Origin of the sequence: Williamsia sp. D3 (genome assembly GCF_000506245.1) — a bacterium.
Lineage (GTDB): Bacteria > Actinomycetota > Actinomycetes > Mycobacteriales > Mycobacteriaceae > Williamsia > Williamsia muralis.
The window spans coordinates 106109-129837 of record NZ_AYTE01000018.1; the positions used below are offsets into that span (position 1 = coordinate 106109).

At 65.0% G+C, this 23729-nt stretch carries 20 protein-coding genes, 1 tRNA gene and 1 pseudogene; 19 read left to right on the forward strand and 3 right to left on the reverse strand.

Going from position 1 to position 23729, the window contains the following annotated elements; translation table 11 throughout:
* The first annotated feature begins 2 nt into the window (after window positions 1–2).
* The 15 genes and pseudogenes from W823_RS42285 to W823_RS42355 all read left to right on the forward strand — a co-directional run bounded on the left by W823_RS42285 (window position 3) and on the right by W823_RS42355 (window position 15669).
* Window positions 3–839 carry a TlyA family RNA methyltransferase gene (locus W823_RS42285; protein ID WP_023957933.1) on the forward strand — a complete coding sequence of 279 codons (837 nt, stop codon included), beginning with the start codon at window positions 3–5 and terminating at the stop codon, window positions 837–839.
* Entirely contained in the window at window positions 836–1816 is a 981-nt protein-coding gene (locus tag W823_RS42290) for an NAD kinase (RefSeq protein WP_023957935.1), read from the forward strand. The genes W823_RS42285 and W823_RS42290 overlap by 4 nt, the downstream gene beginning before the upstream one ends.
* A complete protein-coding gene (recN, locus tag W823_RS42295) occupies window positions 1816–3597 on the forward strand; it encodes a DNA repair protein RecN (protein WP_023957937.1) in 1782 nt (593 codons plus the stop codon). The genes W823_RS42290 and recN overlap by 1 nt, the downstream gene beginning before the upstream one ends.
* An 86-nt stretch (window positions 3598–3683) precedes the next feature.
* Window positions 3684–4871, forward strand: coding sequence for a putative cytokinetic ring protein SteA (steA, locus tag W823_RS42300; protein WP_023957939.1), 1188 nt, complete (start codon window positions 3684–3686; stop codon window positions 4869–4871).
* 123 nt (window positions 4872–4994) lie between these two features.
* The gene (locus W823_RS42305; protein WP_030162450.1) at window positions 4995–5915 is read left to right on the forward strand and encodes a copper transporter; all 921 of its coding nucleotides are present in this window, start codon (window positions 4995–4997) and stop codon (window positions 5913–5915) included.
* A 193-nt stretch (window positions 5916–6108) separates the two neighbouring features.
* Window positions 6109–7868 (forward strand): annotated as a pseudogene (locus W823_RS42310) (CTP synthase).
* Window positions 7865–8500, forward strand: coding sequence for an NUDIX hydrolase (locus tag W823_RS42315; RefSeq protein WP_023957943.1), 636 nt, complete (start codon window positions 7865–7867; stop codon window positions 8498–8500). The pseudogene W823_RS42310 and the gene W823_RS42315 overlap by 4 nt, the downstream one beginning before the upstream one ends.
* 50 nt (window positions 8501–8550) lie before the next feature.
* On the forward strand, window positions 8551–9477 hold the full coding sequence (xerD, locus tag W823_RS42320; protein ID WP_031332223.1) for a site-specific tyrosine recombinase XerD: 927 nt from the start codon (window positions 8551–8553) through the stop codon (window positions 9475–9477).
* Window positions 9478–9600: 123 nt separating this feature from the next.
* A complete protein-coding gene (locus W823_RS42325; RefSeq protein WP_023957947.1) occupies window positions 9601–10524 on the forward strand; it encodes a ParA family protein in 924 nt (307 codons plus the stop codon).
* A 5-nt stretch (window positions 10525–10529) separates the two neighbouring features.
* Window positions 10530–11339, forward strand: a complete 810-nt coding sequence (locus W823_RS42330) for a ScpA family protein (protein WP_023957950.1) — start codon at window positions 10530–10532, stop codon at window positions 11337–11339.
* Window positions 11332–12030 carry an SMC-Scp complex subunit ScpB gene (gene scpB, locus W823_RS42335; RefSeq protein ID WP_023957952.1) on the forward strand — a complete coding sequence of 233 codons (699 nt, stop codon included), beginning with the start codon at window positions 11332–11334 and terminating at the stop codon, window positions 12028–12030. Before W823_RS42330 ends, scpB begins: the two co-directional genes overlap by 8 nt.
* Before the next feature lie 26 nt (window positions 12031–12056).
* A complete protein-coding gene (locus tag W823_RS42340; RefSeq protein ID WP_023957954.1) occupies window positions 12057–13400 on the forward strand; it encodes a pseudouridine synthase in 1344 nt (447 codons plus the stop codon).
* A gap of 17 nt (window positions 13401–13417) precedes the next feature.
* Window positions 13418–14086, forward strand: a complete 669-nt coding sequence (gene cmk / locus W823_RS42345; RefSeq protein ID WP_031332226.1) for a (d)CMP kinase — start codon at window positions 13418–13420, stop codon at window positions 14084–14086.
* The gene (gene der / locus W823_RS42350; protein ID WP_023957958.1) at window positions 14083–15510 is read left to right on the forward strand and encodes a ribosome biogenesis GTPase Der; all 1428 of its coding nucleotides are present in this window, start codon (window positions 14083–14085) and stop codon (window positions 15508–15510) included. Before cmk ends, der begins: the two co-directional genes overlap by 4 nt.
* An 85-nt stretch (window positions 15511–15595) precedes the next feature.
* Window positions 15596–15669, forward strand: a tRNA-Pro gene (locus W823_RS42355).
* Window positions 15670–15718: 49 nt separating this feature from the next.
* Here W823_RS42355 and W823_RS42360 read toward each other — a convergent pair.
* From W823_RS42360 to W823_RS42370, 3 genes are all read right to left on the reverse strand, one after another.
* Window positions 15719–17053: an NAD(P)/FAD-dependent oxidoreductase gene (locus W823_RS42360; protein ID WP_023957960.1), complete on the reverse strand. Its 1335-nt coding sequence runs from the start codon at window positions 17051–17053 to the stop codon at window positions 15719–15721.
* A gap of 36 nt (window positions 17054–17089) precedes the next feature.
* The gene (locus tag W823_RS42365; RefSeq protein WP_023957962.1) at window positions 17090–17908 is read right to left on the reverse strand and encodes a DNA-formamidopyrimidine glycosylase family protein; all 819 of its coding nucleotides are present in this window, start codon (window positions 17906–17908) and stop codon (window positions 17090–17092) included.
* A 104-nt stretch (window positions 17909–18012) separates the two neighbouring features.
* Entirely contained in the window at window positions 18013–18645 is a 633-nt protein-coding gene (locus tag W823_RS42370; RefSeq protein WP_051406509.1) for a HEAT repeat domain-containing protein, read from the reverse strand.
* Between the two features lie 197 nt (window positions 18646–18842).
* On the opposite strand from W823_RS42370, the gene W823_RS42375 reads away from it, so the two are divergent.
* From W823_RS42375 to W823_RS42390, 4 genes are all read left to right on the forward strand, one after another.
* On the forward strand, window positions 18843–19757 hold the full coding sequence (locus tag W823_RS42375) for an alpha/beta fold hydrolase (protein ID WP_023957966.1): 915 nt from the start codon (window positions 18843–18845) through the stop codon (window positions 19755–19757).
* 420 nt (window positions 19758–20177) lie between these two features.
* On the forward strand, window positions 20178–20507 hold the full coding sequence (locus W823_RS42380) for a hypothetical protein (RefSeq protein WP_023957968.1): 330 nt from the start codon (window positions 20178–20180) through the stop codon (window positions 20505–20507).
* A 152-nt stretch (window positions 20508–20659) separates the two neighbouring features.
* Window positions 20660–23002, forward strand: coding sequence for a Tex family protein (locus W823_RS42385; protein ID WP_031332230.1), 2343 nt, complete (start codon window positions 20660–20662; stop codon window positions 23000–23002).
* 89 nt (window positions 23003–23091) lie between these two features.
* Window positions 23092–23706 (forward strand): bifunctional 2-polyprenyl-6-hydroxyphenol methylase/3-demethylubiquinol 3-O-methyltransferase UbiG, encoded by a 615-nt coding sequence (locus W823_RS42390; protein ID WP_023957971.1) that lies wholly within the window; start codon window positions 23092–23094, stop codon window positions 23704–23706.
* Window positions 23707–23729 lie beyond the last annotated feature (23 nt).

Consider the following 23729-nt stretch of genomic DNA (forward strand, 5'->3'; position numbering starts at 1 on the left):
TCATGGCGCGTAGAGCCCGGCTGGACGCCGAGCTGGTCAGGCGAGGTGAAGCGCGGTCTCGTGACCACGCCCGAGCACTCATCGAAGCCGGCCGCGTCAAGGTCAACGGAACGGTCGCCTCCAAGCCGGCCACCAATGTCGACCTCGGTGCCCCGATCGTCGTAGCCGACTCCGACGACGAAGGCTGGGCCTCACGGGGCGCCCACAAGCTCCTTGGTGCACTTGACGCCTTCGAACCGCTCGGACTATCGGTAGCGGGCAAACGTTGCCTGGATGCCGGTGCGTCCACCGGCGGCTTCACCGACGTGTTGCTGCGCCGTGGAGTTACCGAAGTGGTCGCGGTCGACGTCGGGTACGGCCAGCTCATCTGGCGGATACAGAACGATCCGCGCGTCGACGTCCGTGACCGCACCAACGTTCGGAGCCTGTCTGCCGAGCAGATCGGCGGTCCGGTGGAGGTTGTCGTCGCCGACTTGTCGTTCATCTCCCTTAACCTGGTGCTCGCAGCGTTCGCCGACTGCGCTCAGGAGGGAGCGGACCTGCTTCCGATGGTCAAACCGCAGTTCGAGGTCGGCAAAGACCGGGTGGGATCAGGGGGAGTCGTGCGAGATCGGGCTCTACGTACAGAAGCGGTGACTGCCGTGGCCCAGACAGCAGCGGGGCATGGGCTTCGCACGCTCGGTGCGGTTGCCAGCCCGCTGCCAGGACCGTCGGGCAATGTTGAATACTTCCTGTGGCTGCGAAAAGAGTCGACTGCAGCGAGCGAGTCGGAACCGGTGACGGTGGACGACGAGGTACGCGCGGCGATAGCCCAGGCAATCGAGGAAGGGCCCCAGTGACAGACCACAACGACGCCGCACCGGCGGCATCGGGACGTGAGTTCTTGGTGGTCGCCCACACCGGACGCGACAACGTCCACGAGACCATGGCCGTGATCGCCAAACGATGCGCCGAGGCGGGCGTCGGACTGCGGGTGATCGACCACGACACCATGCCCAGCCATCCTGGCCCCCAATATCTCGGCACGGTCTATCCACTCGATCCCGCCGAGCTCCGCGAGATCGGCGCCGACGTCGCGGTGACCGCGGGCAACGAGCAGTCCGCGGCGGGTTGCGAGGTGGTCATCGTGCTCGGCGGCGACGGCACGTTCCTGCGAGCTGCCGAACTCGCCCACCCCGTCGGGGCGCCGGTACTCGGAATCAATCTCGGGCACATCGGTTTCCTGGCCGAGGCGGAGGCCAACCGGGTCGATGAAGTGATCGGCAAACTGATTCGCCGCGACTATGAGATCGAAGACCGGATGACGTTGGACGTCTGCGTCCACGTCGACGGTGAAGTGATCGCGAAGAGCTGGGCACTGAACGAGGCGAGCATCCAGAACCTCTCGCGGCAAGGGGTTTTGGAATTGATCACCGAGGTCGACGGACGACCGGTCTCGGCGTTCGGGGCGGACGGCATCTTGGTGTCCACGCCGACCGGATCGACCGCCTACGCGTTCTCGGCGGGCGGACCCGTGATGTGGCCGGACCTCGAGGCGATCCTGCTGGTGCCGTCCAATGCGCACGCACTCTTCGCCCGGCCGATGATCACCAGCCCTCAGTCGCGGGTCGCGGTGGAGGTACTGGCCCGTGGGCAGGATGCGCTCTTGTCGTGCGACGGTCGCCGCAACATCGACGTGCCGGCTGGAGGTCGGATCGAGGTCGTTCGTGGTGAGCGACCGGTGCATTGGGTGCGCATCGATTCGGACCCGTTCGCCGATCGTCTGGTCCGTAAGTTCCAGCTACCGGTCACCGGGTGGCGGGGGAGGCAGCTGTAGTGCTCGAAGAGATCTCGATCAGTGGCCTCGGTGTCATCGACAAGGCCGGTGCCGAGTTCCACGAGGGTTTGACGGTGCTGACCGGTGAGACGGGTGCAGGCAAGACGATGGTTGTCACCAGCCTGCATCTGTTGTCGGGTGCCAGGGCCGATGCGGGGCGCGTGCGATCGGGGCAAGCACGTGCGGTTGTCGAAGGCCGGTTCCGGGCGACGGGCCCGGACGCAGCGGAGGTGCTCGACTCGTCAGGGGCAGAACTCGACGAGGATGGCACCGTCATCGCCGTCCGTACCGTCAACGCCGACGGCCGCTCGCGGGCACATCTGGGTGGACGGTCGGTCCCGGTCGGGCTGCTGGGGCAGTTCACCAGCGGACAGCTTGCCATTCACGGGCAGAACGACCAGTTGCGGCTCCTGCGGGCCGAGCACCAGCGCGACGCACTCGATCGGTTCGCGGCCGAGGCGGTCACCAAACCGCTCAAGGCCTATCGCGAGGCGCGCGAACGGTGGATCACCCTCGCCGACCAGCTACGCGATCGACAGGCCAATTCGCGAGAGATTGCCCAGGAAGCAGACCGATTGCGGTTCGGACTCGACGAGATCGACAAGGTCGCTCCGCAACCGCGGGAAGACGAAGAGATCGCCACGACCGTCCGTCAGCTCAGTGATCTGGAGACCATCCGCAACGCTGCGGTGACGGCGCTGGACGTGGTGACGGGCGCAGGTTCGGAGATCGACGCGGGGACCGGATCGTCGGTACTCGACGGGTTGGGTGCAGTCCGGACGACGCTGGCAGCGATCAACGACGACACACTGCGGACCCTGCTGCCGCGCGTCGAAGAAGCGTTGACCGTGGTCGGTGACATCGGGGAAGAGCTCAGTTCGTTCGTCTCCGGTCTGCCCACAGACGCTGCCGAACTCGAGCAGTTGCTCCAACGGCAGGCCGAACTCAAGTCGCTGGTCCGCAAGTACGCACCGGATATCGACGGCGTCATCGGATGGGCCGAGGCCGCCCGGTCGCGGCTGGCCGAGATCGGCGACTCCTCGGAGTCGCTCGACGAGCTCGCCGCCCGGGTGTCCGCCGCGAGAGACGACGTCGCCGCTGCGGCGGTCAAGTTGACCAAGGTGAGGGTGAAGGCGGCCAAATCGCTTGCCAGCAAGGTCAGTTCAGAGCTGTCCGGGTTGGCGATGGGGGATGCGCAACTAGAGGTCTCGGTGGGATCCGACGTGGCCACCGACGGCGATCGCCGGTCCATCGAGGTCTCCGGACAGCAGGTGCATGCCGGATCACATGGTGTGGACAGAGTGGAGTTCGGCCTGAGTGCACACGCGGGCGCGCCTGCTCGTCCCATCGCGAAGTCGGCATCTGGCGGTGAACTGTCGCGGGTGATGCTGGCACTCGAAGTGGTGCTGGCAGGTCAGGGCAGAGGATCGACGATGGTGTTCGACGAGGTCGATGCCGGCGTCGGTGGGCGGGCAGCGGTGGAGATCGGCCGCAGGCTGGCGCGACTTGCCCGAGCCCATCAAGTCATCGTCGTCACGCATCTCCCGCAGGTCGCGGCTTTCGCCGACAACCATCTGCTGATCGGCAAGCAGACCAGTGCGCAATCGCGCGGCGGAAAGGCCGGCCGGGTCACCAGCTCGGTCGAGGTGCTGGACCGCGACGAACGCATCGCCGAACTGGCTCGCATGCTTGCCGGCCTGGGTGACTCGGACACCGGCCGTGCTCATGCCGAGGAGCTTCTCGGGACCGCCGAGCAGGAGAAGACCGCATTCGCGGAATGACACCGTTGTTACTCGTGTGACAAAAGTGGCGTGTGTTACGGCGCGCCTCCGCCAAAACTGTCGAGTAGTGGTTCAGTGTTTCTCGCATGAAGATGCCTGCCCTGCTGTCACGCACAACCGAAACTCTGCCTGGGATCAGCGGTATCGCCAGGATCGACAAGAACACCAAACGACTGCTCTCGAGAGTCGGCCCCGGGGACATCGTGATCCTCGACGAGGTCGACCTCGATCGCGTCACCGCGGACGCGCTGGTGGCCGCCGACGTGGTGGCGGTGGTCAATGCCTCGCCGTCCATCTCCGGTCGGTTCCCCAACCTCGGTCCCGAGCTGCTGGCGGCTTCCGGCATCACCCTGATCGACGACGTGGGTGTCGAGGTGTTCAAACGCATCAAGGATGGCGCGAAGATCCGGATCGACGAAGGCGGGCTCTACAGCGGTGAGCGTCGGCTCGCCAAGGGCACCGAACTGGGCGAGCGCGAGATCGCGGATCTGATGATCGATGCCAAGACAGGCCTGGTCGATCATCTGGAGGCGTTCTCCGGCAACACGATCGAGTTCATCCGCAGCGAGTCACCGTTGATCATCGACGGAGTGGGCGTGCCGGATGTCGACATCCGCATCGAGGGCCGCCACGTAGTGGTGGTCGCGGACGGGCCCGACCACGTCGCGGACCTCAAGCGCCTCAAGCCGTTCATCAAGGAATACCAGCCGCTCATGGTTGGTGTCGAAGGTGGCGCCGACACGTTGATGGAGATGGGTTACCGTCCTGATCTGGTGGTCGGCGACCCCGAAGGTATGAAGTCCGCAACGCTCAAATCGGGCGCGCAGGTGGTGCTTCCGGCCGACCCCGACGGACATGCCCCCGGGCTTGAGCGCATTCAGGACCTCGGTATCGGGGCCATGACCTTCCCTGCGGCGGGCTCGGCCGCTGACTTGGCGCTTCTGCTTGTCAACCATCACGAAGCGGCTCTCATCGTCACCGTCGGCCACGCGGCATCCATCGACGAGTTCTTCGACCGCAGCCTGCGGGAATCGAACCCGTCCACGTTCCTGACGCGGCTCAAGGTCGGTCCCAAGTTGGTCGACTCGAAAGCTGTTGCCACCCTGTACCGCTCACGGGTTTCGGGTGCGGCGGTGGCCCTGCTGATCCTGGCCGCACTGACCGCGTTGATCGTTGCGGTTCTGATGTCGAGCGCCGGCACCGAGGTGATCGACTGGGCAGCAGATCAGTGGGACCGGCTGGCCGATTGGGTCACCCGGGTCTGGAATGAGTGACACCTCACCTCGGTCCAGTGCCTGCAAGGCCACGTCGAACCCGCTGCCGGCGATGATTGACACGATGTGTCCGCGGTACCGCCCCGTACTCGGGTGCGGCACCTCGGGGAGAAAGAGGGATCTGTGATTTCGCTTCGCCAGCATGCCATTTCGCTGGTCGCGGTGTTCCTGGCGCTGGCTGTGGGTGTGGTGTTGGGCTCCGGTTTCGTCGCCGACACCTTCGGGTCGTCCAGCGATGCGCAGGATGAACGTGAGCAGCAACTGCGAGACGAGAATCAGCAACTCAGCAGTAATCTCAACGCGGCGAACAATTTCGACGCCGCCATCGCGGGCCGGTTGCTCGGCGGGAGCCTCAAGGACCGCCCTGTGCTCATCATCACCACTCCGAACGCCGATGAGGGTGACATCGCGGCCGTCAAAGACAACCTGAACAAGTCCGGTGCGATCTTCAACGGCCAGCTGGCTCTGACAGAGGCGTTCATCAGTGACCAGAATGCCGAGAAGATGCGGTCGATCATCGACCAGTCCATTCCGCCCGGCAGTGAACTCCGGACCGAACTGACAGACTCCGGCGGGCGCGCAGGTGATCTACTCGGGCTGCTGCTGAACCTGTCGCCGGAGGACGCCGAACCGCAGGTCTCGTCGAGCGACACCACCGCCGGTCTGGCAGCGCTCAAGCAGGGAGGTTTCGTCGACTACGCCAACGGCGCGGTGAAGCCCGCCCAGTTGTCGATTGTTGTGACAGGCAACAAGTTCGCGGACGACTCCGGAGCGCGCGGACAAGTGATCGGGCGCTTCGCCGTGGCGTTCGCCCAGCGGGGATCGGGCACCGTCCTGGTCGGACGAACGGGGTCGGCGGAAGGCTCCTCGCCCATCGCTGTGGTCCGGGCCGATCCATCGCTCAACTCGAAGATCTCGACCGTCGACAACGTCGATCAGGCCACTGGACGCATCACCACGGTGCTGGCCCTCACCGACGAGCTCGGCAACAAGCAGGGAGCATTCGGCACCGGCCCAGGGGCCACCGCCATCGCCCCGGAATGACAGACGCTCTACGGGCGCTCGCCACCACGGTCGGGATACCGATGGTGGCGAGCGTGCGGTCCGTGTCGCGGCGGTGAAGAAAAGTGCGCATTGGTGTTACCGTGGAGTCCCGTAGGTAGGCAAGGTTTTCTTGCCGCCTAGCCGATGGTCAAGCCCCGCCCTCGGCTTCGTCTCCAGCCGAACGGAAGAAGCGTTGCGACCACTACGCCATGCGCGCTCAGGCACAAAGCACATCTTTGTCACCGGGGGCGTCGCGTCGTCACTCGGCAAGGGCCTGACGGCTTCGAGCCTCGGCCAGTTGCTCACAGCTCGCGGCCTTCGCGTCACGATGCAGAAGCTCGATCCTTACCTGAACGTGGATCCGGGCACGATGAATCCTTTTCAGCACGGTGAGGTGTTCGTCACAGAAGACGGCGCCGAGACCGACCTCGACGTCGGTCACTACGAACGATTCCTCGACCGCGATCTCTCGGGTTTCGCGAATGTGACCACCGGACAGGTTTATTCGACTGTCATCGCGAAAGAACGTCGCGGTGAATACCTCGGCGACACGGTTCAGGTGATCCCGCACATCACCGACGAGATCAAGAACCGCGTCCGGGCGATGAGCCAGGCCGACGCCGACGGTGAGATCCCCGATGTCGTCATCACCGAGATCGGGGGCACCGTCGGTGACATCGAGTCGCAGCCTTTCATCGAGGCCGCTCGCCAGATCCGCCACGATGTCGGCCGCGACAACGTGTTCTTCCTGCACGTGTCCCTGGTGCCGTACCTGGCGCCGTCGGGTGAGCTCAAGACCAAACCCACCCAGCACTCGGTGGCCGCCCTGCGCAACATCGGTATCCAGCCCGACGCGTTGATCCTGCGCTGCGACCGCGACGTGCCCGAGCCCCTCAAGAACAAGATCGCCCTCATGTGCGACGTGGAGGTCGAAGGCGTCATCTCGACACCGGACGCCCCGTCCATCTACGACATCCCCAAGGTGCTCCACTCCGAGCAGCTCGATGCGTACGTGGTGCGCAAGCTCGGTCTGCCGTTCCGCGACGTCGACTGGACCGTGTGGGGTGAACTCCTCAAGCGGGTTCACGAGCCGCGCGAGGAGGTGACGATCGCGCTGGTGGGTAAGTATGTCGAGCTGCCCGACGCCTACCTGTCGGTGACCGAGGCCATCCGGGCCGGCGGATTCGCCCACCGTGCGAAGGTCAACCTCGTCTGGGTGCAATCGGACGAATGTGCCGAGGATGACGGCGCGAAGACGGCGCTGGCCCGCGCGGACGGCATCCTCATCCCCGGAGGGTTCGGGATCCGGGGCATCGAGGGCAAGGTGGGCGCTGTGCGGTTCGCGCGCACCCACGGCGTCCCGTTGCTGGGTCTGTGCCTCGGTCTGCAGTGCATCGTGATCGAGGCCGCACGAGCCGCCGGGCTCGATGAGGCCAGTTCCACCGAGTTCGACCCCGAGACTCCGTTCCCCGTGATCTCGACGATGGCTGACCAGGAGCAGGCTGTCGCCGGCGAAGCCGACCTCGGCGGAACCATGCGGCTGGGCGCTATCCCGCCAAGCTGGATCGCGGTTCCGTGGTGGCCACCGCCTACAACGCAGTCGAGGTCTCCGAACGCCATCGCCACCGGTTCGAGGTGAACAATTCCTACCGGGACAAGATCGCAGAGAGTGGCCTCGTGTTCTCGGGTACCTCACCGGACGGGCACCTGGTGGAGTTCGTCGAGTACCCGCGCGAGGTGCACCCGTTCATGGTGGGCACGCAGGCGCACCCGGAGCTCAAGAGCCGCCCCACTCGCCCCCATCCATTGTTCAGTGCATTCGTGCGGGCATCGCTGCGGTACAAGGCAGCCGAACGACTGCCGGTGAACATCCATCCCGATGACGACGTGGATCCCGCCGATCTCGATGACGTCACCGCTGCCGAGGCCGGTGTGCTGGAGGCCGGGGCTTGAGCCAGTCGCCACATGAGTTCGGCACCGTTGGAAGCGAATTGCAGTACAGCGGCGCCATCGTGGCCCTTCGGCTCGACGTGGTCCAGATGCCGGGAGGCCGCACAGCGAAGCGGGAGGTGGTCGAACACCACGGTGCGGTCGCCATCGCCGCGGTGAACGACAAAGACGAGATCGCATTGGTCTTGCAGTACCGGCATCCACTCGGTCGTCGGCTGCTCGAACTGCCCGCAGGTCTGCTCGACGCCGGGCCGAACGAGTCACCGTTGGAAGCGGCCAAGCGGGAACTGGTCGAAGAGACCGGCTTGGCTGCCGACAACTGGAACGTGTTGGTCGATGTGGCGGTCTCACCGGGATTCACCGATGAGGCGTTGCGCGTATATCTTGCGACGGGGATCCGGGAGGTCCCGCGGCCAGACCCCGAAGACGAAGAAGCCGACATGAAGATGCAGTGGGTCGGCCTCGACGATGCAGTGGACAAAGTGCTCTCGGGCGAAATAGTCAACTCGACGGCGGTGAGCGGCATCCTGTCACTGGTTGCGGCCCGGGCGCGGTCTGTTTCGCTGCGCGGCACCGACGCGCCCTGGGCTGACCGGCCTGTCGCGTTCGCTCAACGCAAGGCTGCACAAGCATGACCGCCGGTCGGGCCTTCGACGTTCTCGAGACTCATGAGCCCGGCCGCGCCATGACCCTCGCCGACCAGGTGCAGATGTATCTGGATCACCTGGAGGTCGAGCGCGGCTCGGCCGCCAACACCTTGCAGTCGTATGCCAGAGATCTGCGGCGTTACCAGGAGTATCTGGCCGAGCGGGGGATCGATTCGCTCGCCGAGGTCACCGAATCCGACATCCGGGAGTTCCTGGTTGCGTTGCGTCGTGGCGATCCGGACAAGGAACGACCGCCACTCGCGGACAGCTCGATCGCTCGAACCCTGGTGGCCACCAGAGGATTTCACAAGTTCGCCGCCGGCGAAGGGCTTGTGCAGGCCAACGTCGCGCATGCCGTCGCGCCACCCAAGGCGCCGCGCCGACTGCCCAAAAGCCTGCCGGTGGACGAAGTGCTGGCGATCCTCGCCGCCAGCGGGGGAGACGACGTCTCCGACGGGCCGCGACCGCTGCGTGACCGGGCACTGCTGGAGCTCTTGTACAGCTGCGGGGCCCGGATCTCCGAGGCCGTCACTCTGGATGTGGACGACATCGATACCGAGTCCCGGTCCGTTCTGCTCCGCGGCAAAGGTGGCAAGGAGCGGGTGGTACCGGTCGGGAGGCCGGCCATCGCCGCACTCGACGCTTACTTGGTGCGGGGGCGACCCGCGCTGGTCTCGCGGTTCAACCCGGCGTTGTTCCTCAACACACGCGGGGGTCGGTTGAGTCGGCAGAGTGCGTGGCAGGTGCTCGTCGACGCGGCGGCGCGTGCAGGATTGGACAAATCGGTCTCACCACACACGTTGCGACACAGTTTCGCGACCCACCTGCTGGACGGCGGCGCCGACGTACGCGTCGTGCAGGAACTCTTGGGTCACGCATCGGTGACCACCACGCAGGTGTACACGCTGGTCACGGTCGGAACCATGCGTGAGGTGTATGCCTTGGCTCATCCGCGGGCCCGGTGAGGACGTCCCGCTGTGCCCGCGACGGTGAGCCTCCACAGCCGTGTCGCGCCGACCCACTAGGCTCGTGATGTGACAACGCCACAGCCACCAGATCGAGGCCACGGGCGTGACGCGCATCAATTGATGATCTCCACGCCTTCGCGCGGCGACAACGACGACGAGACGACGCCGAGCGGCTGGGATCACGATCGCGAGAAGCCCAGCCCAACGAGTGAATTGGGTCCGACCGGACGCCCCGTGCGTGAGGTGCCCGAACCGGCGCCGCTCGACCATCACGGCCCGGCGACGGTGGTTGCCGTCTGCAACCAGAAGGGTGGGGTCGGCAAGACCACCTCCACCATCAACCTGGGCGCCGCTCTCGCCGAGTGCGGGCGTCGCGTGTTGCTCGTGGACCTGGACCCTCAGGGCGCGTTGTCGGCGGGGCTCGGCGTACCCCATCACGAACTCGACCTGACCGTCCACAACATGCTGGTCCCGCCGCAGGTGTCGGCGGACGAGGTGCTCATGCGCACGCGGGTCGAGAACCTCGACCTGCTCCCGTCGAACATCGATCTGTCCGCGGCCGAGATCCAGTTGGTCACCGAAGTCGGCCGTGAACACACGCTGGGCCGCGCTTTGCACCCCCTGCTCGACCGCTACGACTACGTGCTCATCGACTGCCAGCCGTCACTCGGTTTGCTCACCGTCAATGCGCTCTCGTGCGCCGATACCGTGATCATCCCGATGGAATGCGAGTACTTCAGTCTTCGTGGGCTGGCGCTGCTCAACGACACCATCGAGAAAGTGCGTGATCGGCTCAACCCGCGCCTCAAGCTCGGCGGCATCCTGGTGACCATGTTCGATGCGCGCACCCTGCATTCCCGTGAGGTGATGGCCCGCGTTGTCGAGGTGTTCGGGGACAAGGTGTACGACACCGTGATCGCGCGCACCGTGCGCTTCCCCGAGACCAGCGTTGCGGGCGAACCCATCACGTCATGGGCACCGAAGTCCGCGGGTGCGCGCGCATACCGAGCGCTGGCCCGCGAAGTCATCGCCCGCACCCGCTAGTCGTGATGACAGAAGCACCACCGGAGAAAACGGGTTTCCAGGTCAAACTGACCAACTTCGAGGGCCCATTCGACCTGCTCCTCAACCTCATCGGCCAGCACCGGATGGATGTCACCGAGGTGGCGCTCCACGAGGTCACAGACGACTTCATCGCCTACACCAAGCAGCTCGGTACCGAGATGGGCTTGGATCAGACCACCCAGTTCCTCGTGGTGGCTGCCACCTTGCTCGATCTCAAGGCGGCACGACTGCTGCCGTCTGGTGAGGTGGAGAACGACGAAGACCTCGCACTGCTCGAAGCCCGTGATCTACTTTTCGCGCGCTTGCTGCAGTATCGGGCTTACAAACAAGTGGCTGCACTTTTTGCCGAGCTGGAAGCTGCTGCGCTGCAACGTTATCCGCGCGCGGTATCGCTGGAGCCGCAGTTCGAGTCGTTGCTGCCCGAGGTGGCGATCGGCGTCAGCCCGGCGGTGTTCGCCGAGGTGGCCGTTGCGGCCATGACCCCCAAACCGGTGCCCCAGGTCGGTCTCGGGCATCTACACGTCTCACAGATCTCGGTTCCCGAACAGGCCGCCCGAGTCGGTGAGATCTTGCGCAATGCCGGCGCGGGGGCGTGGGTGAGTTTCACCGATCTGGTGGCCGAGTGTGACTCAGGGCTCGGAGTTGTGGCCCGTTTCCTGGCCCTGCTCGAATTGTTCCGGGAACGTGCAGTCGCATTCGAACAACCTGAGGCGCTCGGTACTTTGCGGGTCAGTTGGACCGGGGAGATCTCAGATCCTGCGGCGATCGTGGTGAAGGCGGAAGACTATGGATGAGCCAGACGGCGGCGTTTCGGCCGTGGAATCGGACGCACTCTTTGAGGCGGAGACCCTCGACGAACCCGAGATGCGGGCGGCGCTCGAAGCCATGTTGCTTGTGGTCGACACACCCGCCACGAGTGAGCAGCTGGCATCGGCGCTAGATGAGACCAGCGCTCGGGTGGATGCCCTTCTTCGTCAGATGAGCCGAGAGCTGACCGAGCGACGCAGTGGCATGGACCTGCGGTTTGCCGGGGACGGCTGGCGGTACTACACCCGCAACGACTTCGCGCCGTACGTTGAACGGCTCCTCCTCGATGGCGCACGTTCAAAACTGACCCGGGCGGCGTTGGAGACGCTTGCCGTCATCGCCTATCGACAGCCGGTCACACGATCTCGTGTCAGTGCTGTTCGTGGTGTCAACGTCGACGGGGTCATCCGTACCTTGATCGCTCGTGGTCTGATCTGTGAGGCGGGGACCGACGTCGATTCGGGCGCGGTGATGTATCGCACCACGGAGCTGTTCCTGGAGCGTCTGGGTCTCGCTTCGCTCGGTGAGCTGCCGGATCTGGCGCCGCTGCTGCCCGATGTGGACGTGATCGACGCCCTCGGTGACGAGATCAACAGCGACCCGAGATTCGCCAAATTGGCAGGTGGCAGGGCAGACTTGAAGGACAAGACCAACAACATCACCGTTGACGACGACTGACGACAACGGGAATTAGGGACAAAAGCATGGCACCCGCTAGCCGAGACGGCAGACCGGACAGAAACAAAGACAAGGGCAAGAGGCGCGCTTCGAGGTTCGAGGACTCGGTCGAGCCCGACCGCGGAGGACGCTCGTCATCCGAGCGTGGCGGTAAACCCGCAGCCGAGCGCGGCGCGCGCCCATCGAGAGATCGTCGAGAGCGCCCCGCAGGTGAACGAGGCGGCAGGCCGACGGCCGATCGTGGCGGCAGGCCGGCCGGAGAGCGTGGCGGCAGGCCGTCCGGAGAACGTGGCGAGCGAGGCGGACGCCCCGGTGCCGACCGTGCCGGCAGGCAGTCAGACGAACGCGGTGGACGGCCCACGGGAGAACGTGGCCGTTCCACCGGCGAGCGCGCGGGTAGGCCCGGCGCTGAGCGCAGTGGGAAGCCCGCGGGGGAGCGCGGCGGTAAGCCCGCACATCGCGGACAGGGTGCGGCCGTCGAACGATTCCGGAAGAGCCATCGCAAAGGTGCTGGGCCCGAGGGCAAACCGCGGTCGGCACCCGATGTGAAGAGCGGCCAGGTGCGGCTCAACAACGCAAAGCCGGCGCGCGAGCAGAACCCGTTGGATGTCGGCGGCGATGGTGCGACGTACGTCGAAGGCGGCATGCGGCTGCAAAAGGTCCTCGCGCAGTCCGGGGTCGCCTCGCGACGCGGTGCCGAAGAGCTGATTGCCGCCGGTCGGGTCGAGGTCGACGGTGAAATCGTCCTGGAGCAGGGCCTTCGCATCGATCCCAAGACAGCCGTCGTGCGAGTGGATGGCGCGCGCGTGGTCGTCAACGAAGAACACCAGTACCTGGCGCTGAACAAGCCCAAGGGCTGGCAGTCGACGATGGCAGATGACTTCGGTCGTCCCTGCATCGGTGATCTGGTTGCCGAGCGAGTCATGGCCGGGCAGAGGCTTTTTCACGTGGGCCGTCTGGACGCGGACACCGAGGGTCTCATCTTGCTGACCAACGACGGTGAACTCGCCCATCGGTTGATGCACCCGTCCTTCGAGGTGCCGAAGACGTACATGGCCACCGTTCGCGGTGAGGCGCACCGCACGCTGGGCAGGATCCTCCGCGACGGTATCGAGCTCGATGACGGCCCGGCCAAGGTCGACAAGTTCTCGCTGCTCGACGTGAACGAGGGAATCTCCTTGCTGCAGCTGACCCTGCACGAAGGGCGCAAGCGGATTGTGCGCCGCCTCCTCGATGAAGCCGGTTACCCGGTGATCCGCTTGGTACGCACCGACATCGGCGCAGTCAACGTCGGAGAGCAGCGTCCGGGAACGTTGCGGGTGCTGGGCAACAACGAGATCGGTGCCCTGTACAAGGCGGTGGGGATGTGACCGGAACCGAACGAGCCGTGATAGCGATCGACGGTCCCGCCGGAACCGGCAAGTCGAGCGTCTCCCGTCGAGTGGCAACAGCGCTGGGCGGCAACTACATCGACACTGGGGCCATGTACCGGGTGGCAACGCTCAAGGCCCTTCGCGCCGGCGCGTCGCTGGATGACCCGGAATCGATCGACAAGGCCACCGACGACCTCGCCATCTCCGTCACCAACGATCCGCAAGCGCAGATCGTCATGATGGACGGCGAGGATGTGACCGACGAGATCCGGAGCGACGCGGTGACGCGTGCAGTGTCTGCGGTGTCGGCGGTACCCGCAGTACGCACGCGGCTGGTCCAGGCACAACGCGACCTCGCGCAGAGTGGGCTCAGCGTTCTGGAAGGCCGCGACATCGGCACCGTGGTGTTTCCGGACGCCACGTTGAAGATCTTTCTCACGGCGTCGCCGGAGGCGCGGGCGCAGCGCCGACATGATCAGAACACCGCCGCGGGAATGAAAAGCGACTACCAAACGGTTCTTGACGACGTGATCCGTCGGGATCATCTGGATTCCACACGAGCGACGTCGCCGTTGCGGCCCGCGGACGATGCGGTCCAGGTCGACACCACCGATCTGGGCATCGAAGAGGTTATCGCCAAGCTGGTCGAGTTGGCGCGTAACCGGATTGAGGTAAAAGCATGAGTGACACTTTTGATGGGGCCGCGCCGTCGTCTGACGGCATATGGACAGATGAAGCCGAATGGGACCTGAGTGAGTTCGCCGATGTGGACGACGACGGCGCCCCACTTGCCGTTCCGACGGTCGCCATCGTCGGACGCCCGAACGTGGGTAAGTCTTCGCTCGTCAACCGCATCCTCGGTCGCCGCGAGGCGGTTGTGGAGGATGTGCCCGGGGTGACACGCGACCGCGTGTCGTACGACGCCTCCTGGGCCGGTCGCCGGTTCCTGGTGCAGGACACCGGCGGTTGGGAACCGGACGCCAAAGGGATGGCGCAGTCGGTGGCCCGCCAGGCCGAGGTCGCGATGAAGACGGCCGACGCGATCGTTCTCGTCGTGGATGCCACGGTCGGTGCCACCACCACCGACGAAGCGGTTGCCAAGGTGCTGCGGCGGTCGAAGACCCCAGTGCTGCTGGCAGCCAACAAGGTTGATGACGAACGCCTCGTATCGGAAGCCGCGTCGTTGTGGTCGCTGGGTCTGGGGGAGCCGTTCACGGTGTCCGCAGCTCACGGTCGTGGCACCGGCGATCTGCTCGACCGGATCCTGGAGGCGCTGCCCGAGACCCCCCGAGAATCCGTTCTCACCGGTGGTCCGCGCCGAGTTGCGTTGGTGGGCAAGCCCAACGTGGGCAAGAGCTCTCTCATGAACAAACTGACCGGGGAAGATCGGGCGGTTGTCGACAACGTTGCCGGAACCACCGTCGACCCGGTCGACGAGTTGGTCGAGCTGGGCGGCAAGATCTGGAACTTCGTCGACACTGCCGGCCTGCGCAAAAAGGTGCAGCAGTCGAGCGGACACGAGTTCTACGCCTCGCTGCGTACCCGTTCGGCCATCGAGGCAGCAGAAGTCGCCGTGCTGCTCATCGACGCGTCCGAACCGATCACCGAGCAAGACCAGCGTGTCCTCACGATGATCATCGAGGCCGGCCGTGCTCTGGTGATCGCCTTCAACAAGTGGGACCTGGTCGACGAGGATCGCCGGACGCAGTTGGAGAAGGAGATCGACCGCGACCTGTCGCGCGTGCCCTGGGCGCGGACGGTCAACATCTCCGCGCACACGGGACGCGCCGTCCAAAAGCTTGTGCCGGCGCTGGAGACCGCGCTGGAGTCATGGGACAAGCGAGTATCCACCGGGCAGCTCAACACGTGGCTCAAGGCCGTGATCGCCGAGACACCGCCGCCCATGCGCGGAGGCCGGCTACCCAGGGTCATGTTCGCCACCCAGGCGGCCACCAGGCCGCCGACGTTTGTGTTCTTCACCACGGGGTTCCTGGAGGCCGGTTATCGCCGGTTCCTGGAGCGCAAGCTGCGGGAAGCCTTCAACTTCGACGGCTCACCTGTCCGGGTGAACGTGCGCGTTCGCGAGAAGCGAGAGCGCAAGAAGTAGCTGATGGGCGGCACTCCGGGAACCGATTGGCATCGGAGGCCGCCCGTCAGATAGTCTTCTGACGCTGCTCCTCACGGATCAGCAACGGGCTGTGGCGCAGTTTGGTAGCGCACTTGACTGGGGGTCAAGTGGTCGCAGGTTCAAATCCTGTCAGCCCGACAGTGATGCAAGGGTCAAGGCGGTTCCGGAGAAATCCGGAGCCGCCTTTTCAGTGCCCGGGCTCGGCCCAGATCTTCTCGAACGGGACAGCACGACCCAGGATCTGCTCCGCCGCACGATGGCCTGACTTCAATGCACCGGTCACCGTCGATGGATCGTCGGTCCAGGTTGCCTCGCCCGCCAGATGCAGCACATCGTCGATCGGGATGGCCAGATGGTCGTGATCGAGGCGGTCCGAGCCCACTGCCATGTAGGAGTACGAACCCCGCGAGTACGGGTCGTCCTGCCACCGCGTGACGTGTACCCGCTCGGGTTCGATGACGCGGTCGCCGTACAGCTTTCGGAGAGCCTCGAGGACGGAGTCGGCGATCTGCGCGTCCGACCATTTGCGAGTCTCTCGCGCACACGGGCCGGCGGCGAAGGTCAGGAGGGTCGGAGAACCCGCCGTCGAGCTCACGTCGTACCAAGAATGCCACCAGCGGCCGGCTTCCCCTTGTTGGCGTATCGCGTAGACGTCTTCATCCCAGAACCTGTGCGGGAACTGCAAGAACACTTTCTCGAAGGCGTTCATGCCGAGCCTGGCCAGAGCCTTTGCATGCGCCTCGGGTAGCGGGGGATCAAAGACGAACTCCGGCGACTTCAGCACACCGAGCGGCACCGTGACCACCACCCGGTCGGCAGATAATCGACCGCGGCCGGTGTCGACGGAGGCACCGGCCTGCCCCCACTGCACTCGCGTGACCTCGTGCTCGAGTCGAACGTCGAGGCCCTCGGCAAGGCGGGTGGCGAGTACGTCATATCCGTCGGGAAAGACGACTTCCGCTCCCTCGATCGCATCGTCGTCGAGCCCATGTGCGTCGAGGTCGTCGAGCCACACACCGAGTTGTTCCTCGGTCCGATGCCGCATGAACTCGCGGACGCGCATCGAGCGTTCGTTGCTCCAATCAAGTTGCGCCAGAGCGACTTCAACTGCCGCGCCATACGACGTACCCGGCTCCGAAGCGGCGACGGTGAGTCTGAACTGTTCGTCGAACCGATGGATGTCGGACACAAAACGCGCCGTGCCCTCGGCATTCATCCGGGTGCCGGCGGGGGAGTAGTAGGCGATTGGCCGCCCGCCCGGTTGAAAGCTGCCCACGGTGAACTCCACGGTGCGCATGCCGAAAGCGTCGACTGCGTCGGCAACCGGGTTGTTGTCGACCCCGTGTATCCACGATGCGCCGTAGTCGATGACGTCGCCGTCGGCACGCGACGTCCAGACCCGTCCGCCGACCCGATCGCGAGCTTCCAAGATCACCACGCGCCTACCCTCTCCCGAGAGGATTCGTGCGGCGGTCAGTCCGGCTATCCCGGCACCGACGACCAGCGTGTCGAAGTCTGTCACTGCATATTCCGATCTATCGCCATGCGGATCCGGAGGTCACGACTGTTCCTTCGAACACCACCACGTCGTGCGTCCGCCCACCGTGCCCCGCGCCATCGGTGCACCGCATCGAGGGCACACGGCGTCGGATTTGCGATAAGGGATGATCTCGCCGGTGTGGACACCGCCCTGGTTGATCGCAGATCGGATGGCGCGGCGCAGGACGACACGCAGCTCGTCGAGTTCGTCGGTTGTCAGGGTTTTGCAGCGCCGCGCCGGTGACTGCGCACTCTGCCACAGGACTTCATCGGCCAGGAGATTGCCGACGCCGGCGATCGCGGCCTGATCGAGCAGCCTTGCCTTGAGAGGTGCTCCGCTGGAACCGATTCGACGACGGAAATCCTCCCGCGAGATCTCAGCCGCATCGGGTCCGAGCGCGTCGATGTCCGGCTCGAGGCGTACCCTGCCGAGGCGGCGTTTGTCGAAGAGCCTGAGTTGACCTCCGTCTTCGAACGTCATGGCGAAGCGCGTCCATTCAGGCTTGTCGGTGTCGCGTTCACCGACGTGCGGGTCCCCGCCGCCGTACCGTGAGGTCTGGTCGCCGTCGGGTGCGGTGACGATGATTCGCCCGCCCATGCCGAGGTGAATACCAAGCGTCGGACCAGCGGAGCCGTCGGCGATCGCCGTCTCGCACCACATGGCCTTGCCCCGGCGACGGGCATCGGTCAGCTTGCCGCCCTTCAGTGCCCCCGCGATCTCGCCCGGCCGATGCGGACGGCACTCGAACGTGTCGGTGTCGTCGATGTCGACAATGACGCGATTCAGCGCCTTCTCGACGACCTGTCTCGCGTTTTCGACCTCTGGCAGTTCCGGCACCTGTTCGGTCTACCCTTCCGGCACGATCTCCTCAAGTGCTCAAGCCCTGTCATGGTCTCATCGGGCTGCGCCGGTGGTAGCTGCGTGGCGGCCCCCGGGTCGGGCTATGCGTCCTGGTCCGGCAGCGGTCCGGCGTTGGCGATTTTCTTGGCATCCTCGACTGTCACAGTGAATGCGCTGTCAGGGTCATCCCAGAGGCGTTGGGTCGCCCTGGCGTGAGCGCGTACCGCGGGATTGCTGCTCTCGCTTGCGGTCTCGAGGATGCCGGGAACTGTGTCGCCGAGTTCGATCAGCGCCCGGCTGAGACTCCGTTGAGTTTCACGGTCGCCGCGACCGAGTTCCGCGGCGAGCTCAAGCGCCACGGTGTGTTCGTGCCCGTCGGGAACCAGGACAACAACGGCACGCCACGCCGCTCGGGCCACCTCGTCGTCGGCATCGTGCACGAGGTCGAGGGGTATGTCAGCCCATGTCGCGCGATCGCCGATCTTCGACAAGGTGTGCAAGGCCTGACTGCGGGCCTGCGCCGTCGTGGAATGCAGCTCGGCCAGCAGGAGCGGGACGACGATCTCAGCAGGATGGCGGGTCAGTGCCCACGTCAGCATGTCCCGGACGTAGAAGTCCGACTCGAACGCGCAGCACTCCACCAGAACGCTGACAAACTCAGCGTGCGGCTCGGTGCCCGCTGCGAGCGCCGTTCGCAAGCGAGTCGACGAGTCAGCGTCATGCAACGCGTGCATCAGACGCCGGGTCTGATCATTCTGATGTGGCCGGTCGATGGGACTCACCTCCTGGAAGTGATTCACAGCCTCTCATCCGATGTGGGTCTGACGCCACGGGATAAGACGAGCCGTACGGGCACGCCGGTTCGGCGCCCTACGAGTGCTGGAGCGCGTTACTGTCCTTGCAAGTGCTGACTCGGTGAAGGAGCCGCGACATGGCGCGACACGGTCAGGACAAGGCGGACGTGGCAGCTGTCGTTGCAGACACCTCGCAGGGGCCGATCGAGTACACCGATACAGGCGCCGGCCCGCCAATGCTGTTTCTGCACGGCTCGCCTGGCGGCTGCGATCAAGGTGTCCTCATGAGCAGGTTCCTGGCAGGTCATCATCGAATCATCGCCATCTCGCGGCCCGGGTATCTGAACACTCCACTGGCAGAACGCAATCGGACTCCGTCAGCGCAAGCGGACCAGGTGGCCGAGCTCATGTCGACATTGGGTATCGACCGGTTCGGTGTCATGTGCTGGTCGGGCGGCGGGCCGGTCAGCTATGAGCTGGCGGCCGCCCATCCTGGCCGTGTGGCAGCCGTCGCGGTCATCGCCGGCGTCAGTACGACGTTCGATCCTGCTCGAACGTTACGTGGCCGGCTCGAGATGGGCGAGGAGAGAATGCTTTTCACCCGGCTCGGTACGTGGTTCGCGAACGCTCTCGTCGACAAGGCGGCCGCCACCGCGATCTCGACGCTGATTGCCGGCGAAGGTGACATGACTCGCTCGCAAGCGAAACAGCTGACTGCTCAGATCATGTCGGACCCCGGGCAGCGGCAATTTGCGACGCAACTGTTCAGCACGGTGACCGGGAACCGGAAAGCGGGATTCAACAACGACTTCGAGCAGTTTCGCACACTCGACCTACCCTTGGACGCCGTCACCGCACCTGTGCTACTGGTGCATGCCCGAACCGATGCGGATGTCCCGTTTGAACAATCCGTTCACGCAACCGATTCGCTGCCCAACAGTCGATTGATGACAATTGACGTGGGGAGCCACCTCTCCGCGTGGCTGGGCCCGGATGCAGGTGCGGTGCAAACCGCAGTTGTCCGTCACTTCCGTCTGCACCTTCCGTGGTGACTCGTGAATTCAGCGATTGCATATCCTCCGCTCTATCAGCGAACAAAAGACAGATAGTTAATTTTGTTGCAGCCCCTCAACAATGTCCCTTAAGATCACTTTTGCGCTCCCAGCCGGGAGGATTTTCTCGAACTCTGGGGTTCCGAGTTCGATCGCAAGGAATGCATGGCGTAGTTCAGCGGGCGTTTCCCGACAGGTTGACTGCATTGATGCGCGTGGGTGCCGATCATATGGTGCCGGGTTCTTGCCGACAGGGAATCGCAAGAATGCACGAACCGCGGGTGCGCAGGGACAGGTGATTTCTCAAACTGGCAGGGGGAGAAGTTGTCTGAGGCACGTGGGCTGAGGGACGAGGTGGAGAGAACATCCTCAGCGATCCGTCGAGGGGTCGGGTCATTGAGGCGAGCACGGAGGTGGCCGGTGGACAACAACGCCGGCAACCGTGATGGTCGCGGCGAACCCGTGATCGTGCATGCTCGGGTCGTCGACACGACCATGTCCTCCGCTCACTGGTTGAGCTTGCTGCGCAGTCGTCTGGCGCCTGTTCAGACAGGAGAAGTGGTCGCCGAGGTGCACACTGCACGAGCGGGCAATGCGTATCTGGTGTTCACCTCGGGCCCGAGTGGAACGAGATCGGCTGTCGAGGGGGCCGCCGCAGCCGTCACCTCCGACCCGCACCGATTCGACCTGCTCACCGCGACCCCCACCCGACGACTGCAAGACTCCCCGCTGTGGTCTGTGCGGTACTGAGTTCGACGGACATGTTCTCGACTGGGTGAGCCACCGAGGTGTCGCCACGCGACAGTGGCCATACGTCCCACCCCCAGCCCGACACACCGACCATCGAGATCGGACTCGGCTGATCGTTGGGTAGGGTTCTGCTAGTGAATTCGAGCCAACCCGTGAAGTCCGTGAACACCCGCATCGCCGAAGAACTGGCGGTCCGGGAAGCGCAGGTGGCGGCCGCTGTCCGGCTGCTCGACGAAGGCTCTACGGTGCCGTTCATCGCTCGCTATCGCAAAGAGGTGACCGGCAGCCTGGATGACGCTCAACTGCGTACGCTTGAGGAGCGCCTTCGCTACTTGCGCGAACTGGACGAGCGTCGGGCCGCGGTGTTGTCGTCCATCGCCGAGCAGGGCAAGCTCACCGATGAGTTGAAGGCTGCGCTCAATGGCGCCGAGACCAAGTCCCGTGTCGAAGACATCTACCTCCCGTACAAGCCCAAGCGCCGGACGAAGGCGCAGATAGCGCGGGAGAACGGGCTCGAACCACTCGCGGATCGACTGGTCTCCGACCCGAGTGTTGTGCCCGAGGACGTTGCCGCCGGGTATGTTTCAGAGGCTGTCGCCGACGTCGCGGCTGCTCTCGAGGGCGCCCGTCACATCCTCACCGAGCGCATCTCAGAGGATGCCGAACTCGTGGGCACGATTCGCGAGAAGTTCTGGGCCGAAGGATCGCTACGCACCACGGCGAGAACTGAGGAGGTGGCGAAAAGTGCTGCCGCGCAGAAGTTCCGGGACTATTTCGACTTCTCTGAGCCGTTGGACAAGGTGCCTTCCCACCGCGTGCTGGCCGTGATGCGCGGCGAGAAGGAAGAGGCGCTGTCACTCACCCTCGACGGTGGGGACGACGAGAGCTATCAGGCGCTCGCCGCGGCAGCCCTGGGCGTCGACACAGCCAACACCGGCCCGGCGACCCAGTGGCTGCTGAGCACCGCGCGGTTGTCGTGGCGCACCAAGTTGATGATCACCGCAATGGTCGACGCGCGTGTGCGTCTGCGTGCACGCGCCGAAGAAGACGCCGTCGCTGTGTTCGCCCGAAATCTCGGCGACCTGCTGCTCGCCGCACCGGCCGGGGCACGCACGACGTTGGGACTTGATCCGGGTTTTCGCACCGGCGTGAAGGTCGCGGTGGTCGACGGAACCGGCAAGGTTCTCGACACCTGCGCGATCTACCCACATCAACCCCAGAAGCAGTGGGACGTCGCCAAGGCGACACTCGCGGCATTGGTCGCACGACACAAAGTGGAACTGGTCGCAGTGGGCAACGGCACCGCCTCACGAGAAACAGATGCCCTCGCCGCCGAGTTGATCACCGATATCCGGGCTTCGGGAGTTGACGCCCCGGCCAAGGCGATGGTGAGCGAGGCGGGCGCCTCGGTGTATTCCGCCTCCGAATACGCCTCACATGAACTGCCGGACATGGATGTATCGCTGCGAGGTGCAGTGTCGATCGCGCGGCGACTGCAAGACCCACTGGCCGAACTGGTCAAGATCGAACCGAAGTCGATCGGCGTCGGCCAGTACCAGCACGACGTCACGCCGGGGACTCTCGCACGCAGCCTCAATGCGGTGGTGGAAGACGCCGTGAACGCAGTCGGCGTTGATCTGAACACCGCATCCGTGCCGTTGCTCTCCCGCGTTTCCGGGGTGACGACAACGCTGGCAGAGGCAATCGTCGCTCACCGCGACACCACTGGCCCGTTTCGCAGTCGTAAGTCATTGCTGAAGGTTCCTCGCTTGGGTCCCAAAGCCTTTGAGCAGTGTGCCGGTTTTCTTCGGATCCGCGACGGCGACGACCCTCTCGATGCGTCGGGTGTCCACCCCGAGGCCTACCCGGTGGTCCGCAGCATCCTGGACCGATCAGGCGTGACCTTGGCCGAACTCATCGGCAACGAGCGCACCCTCCGATCGATCCGTCCGGCCGACTTCGCCGACGAACGATTCGGGATACCCACGATCTCGGACATTCTCGCCGAACTCGAGAAGCCCGGCCGCGACCCGCGACCGGCATTCACCACTGCGACGTTTGCCGCGGGTGTCGAGAAGGTTGCCGACCTCAAACCGGGAATGGTCCTCGAAGGTGTGGTGACCAACGTCGCTGCGTTCGGGGCTTTCGTCGACGTCGGCGTGCACCAGGACGGATTGGTGCATGTGTCGGCGATGGCCAACCGGTTCGTCTCCGATCCGCACGAGGTCGTGAAGTCGGGACAGGTGGTGAGGGTGAAGGTGTTGGAGGTCGACGTCGAACGCCAGCGAATCGGACTGACCCTCCGACTCGACGACGACACGCCTCGTTCCGGCGGTACGTCCGACAATCGCCCGGGTGGGCAGGGGCAACGACGGCCCAAGAACGCCGGTCAGCCGAGAAAGCCGAAGCGCGACAACACAACCGGAAAGCCGGCGGCGGCGCCGTCGAACGGTTCACTGGCACAGGCTCTGCGAGACGCAGGTTTCGGACGGTAGGAAACCGCCGCTCGCGCGACGGCTCCTTCACCAGGCCACATACGGTTGGGGACGGAACACCGCGTGGACGATCTGAGTCAGGAGCCCGAATGAGCGAACGCACGCCAAGCCAGTGGGAGAAGATCGTAGAGGCCGACCCGGCACACTCCACACGTTATGTCGAGCGGTTTCGCACGATGGCGGCCCGCGGCCAGGACATCGTCGGAGAGGCGCGGCTGATCGATGCGATGCTGGCCCGCGGTAGTCGTGTTCTCGACGCCGGCTGCGGCCCGGGCCGGGTGGGCGGCCACCTCCACGACGCCGGTCATGAGGTCGTCGGCGTCGATGTGGACCCTGTCCTCATCGACGCTGCCGAGCAGGATCATCCGGGCCCGACCTGGCTCATCGGCGACCTCGCCGACCTTGATCTGCCGGCCCGAGGGGTGGCAGCTGGCTTCGACGTCATCGTTTGTGCGGGCAATGTGGTGACCTTTGTTGCGCCATCCACCCGCCGCGACGTCCTCGCCGGTTTCGCCCGGCACGTCGCACCGAACGGCCGGGTCGTCGTCGGGTTCGGTGCAGGCCGCGACTACCCGTTTGCTGATTTCCTTGATGACGCAACCAGCAGCGGACTCTCGGTTGACGTTCTCTTGTCCACCTGGGATCTGCGTCCGTTCACAGACGACTCCGACTTCTTGGTTGCCGTGTTCTCACTCGCGGGCTGACGGGCACGAACCTCGGGAGATAC

Coding starts and splice junctions, on each gene's coding strand:
- W823_RS42285 (WP_023957933.1), top strand. CDS start 3: ATGGCGCGTAGAGCCCGGCTGGACGCCGAGCTGGTCAGGCGAGGTGAA.
- steA (WP_023957939.1), top strand. CDS start 3,684: ATGAAGATGCCTGCCCTGCTGTCACGCACAACCGAAACTCTGCCTGGG.
- xerD (WP_031332223.1), top strand. CDS start 8,551: ATGACCCTCGCCGACCAGGTGCAGATGTATCTGGATCACCTGGAGGTC.
- W823_RS42325 (WP_023957947.1), top strand. CDS start 9,601: ATGATCTCCACGCCTTCGCGCGGCGACAACGACGACGAGACGACGCCG.
- W823_RS42330 (WP_023957950.1), top strand. CDS start 10,530: ATGACAGAAGCACCACCGGAGAAAACGGGTTTCCAGGTCAAACTGACC.
- scpB (WP_023957952.1), top strand. CDS start 11,332: ATGGATGAGCCAGACGGCGGCGTTTCGGCCGTGGAATCGGACGCACTC.
- W823_RS42340 (WP_023957954.1), top strand. CDS start 12,057: ATGGCACCCGCTAGCCGAGACGGCAGACCGGACAGAAACAAAGACAAG.
- der (WP_023957958.1), top strand. CDS start 14,083: ATGAGTGACACTTTTGATGGGGCCGCGCCGTCGTCTGACGGCATATGG.
- W823_RS42370 (WP_051406509.1), bottom strand. CDS start 18,645: ATGCACGCGTTGCATGACGCTGACTCGTCGACTCGCTTGCGAACGGCG.
- W823_RS42375 (WP_023957966.1), top strand. CDS start 18,843: ATGGCGCGACACGGTCAGGACAAGGCGGACGTGGCAGCTGTCGTTGCA.
- W823_RS42390 (WP_023957971.1), top strand. CDS start 23,092: ATGAGCGAACGCACGCCAAGCCAGTGGGAGAAGATCGTAGAGGCCGAC.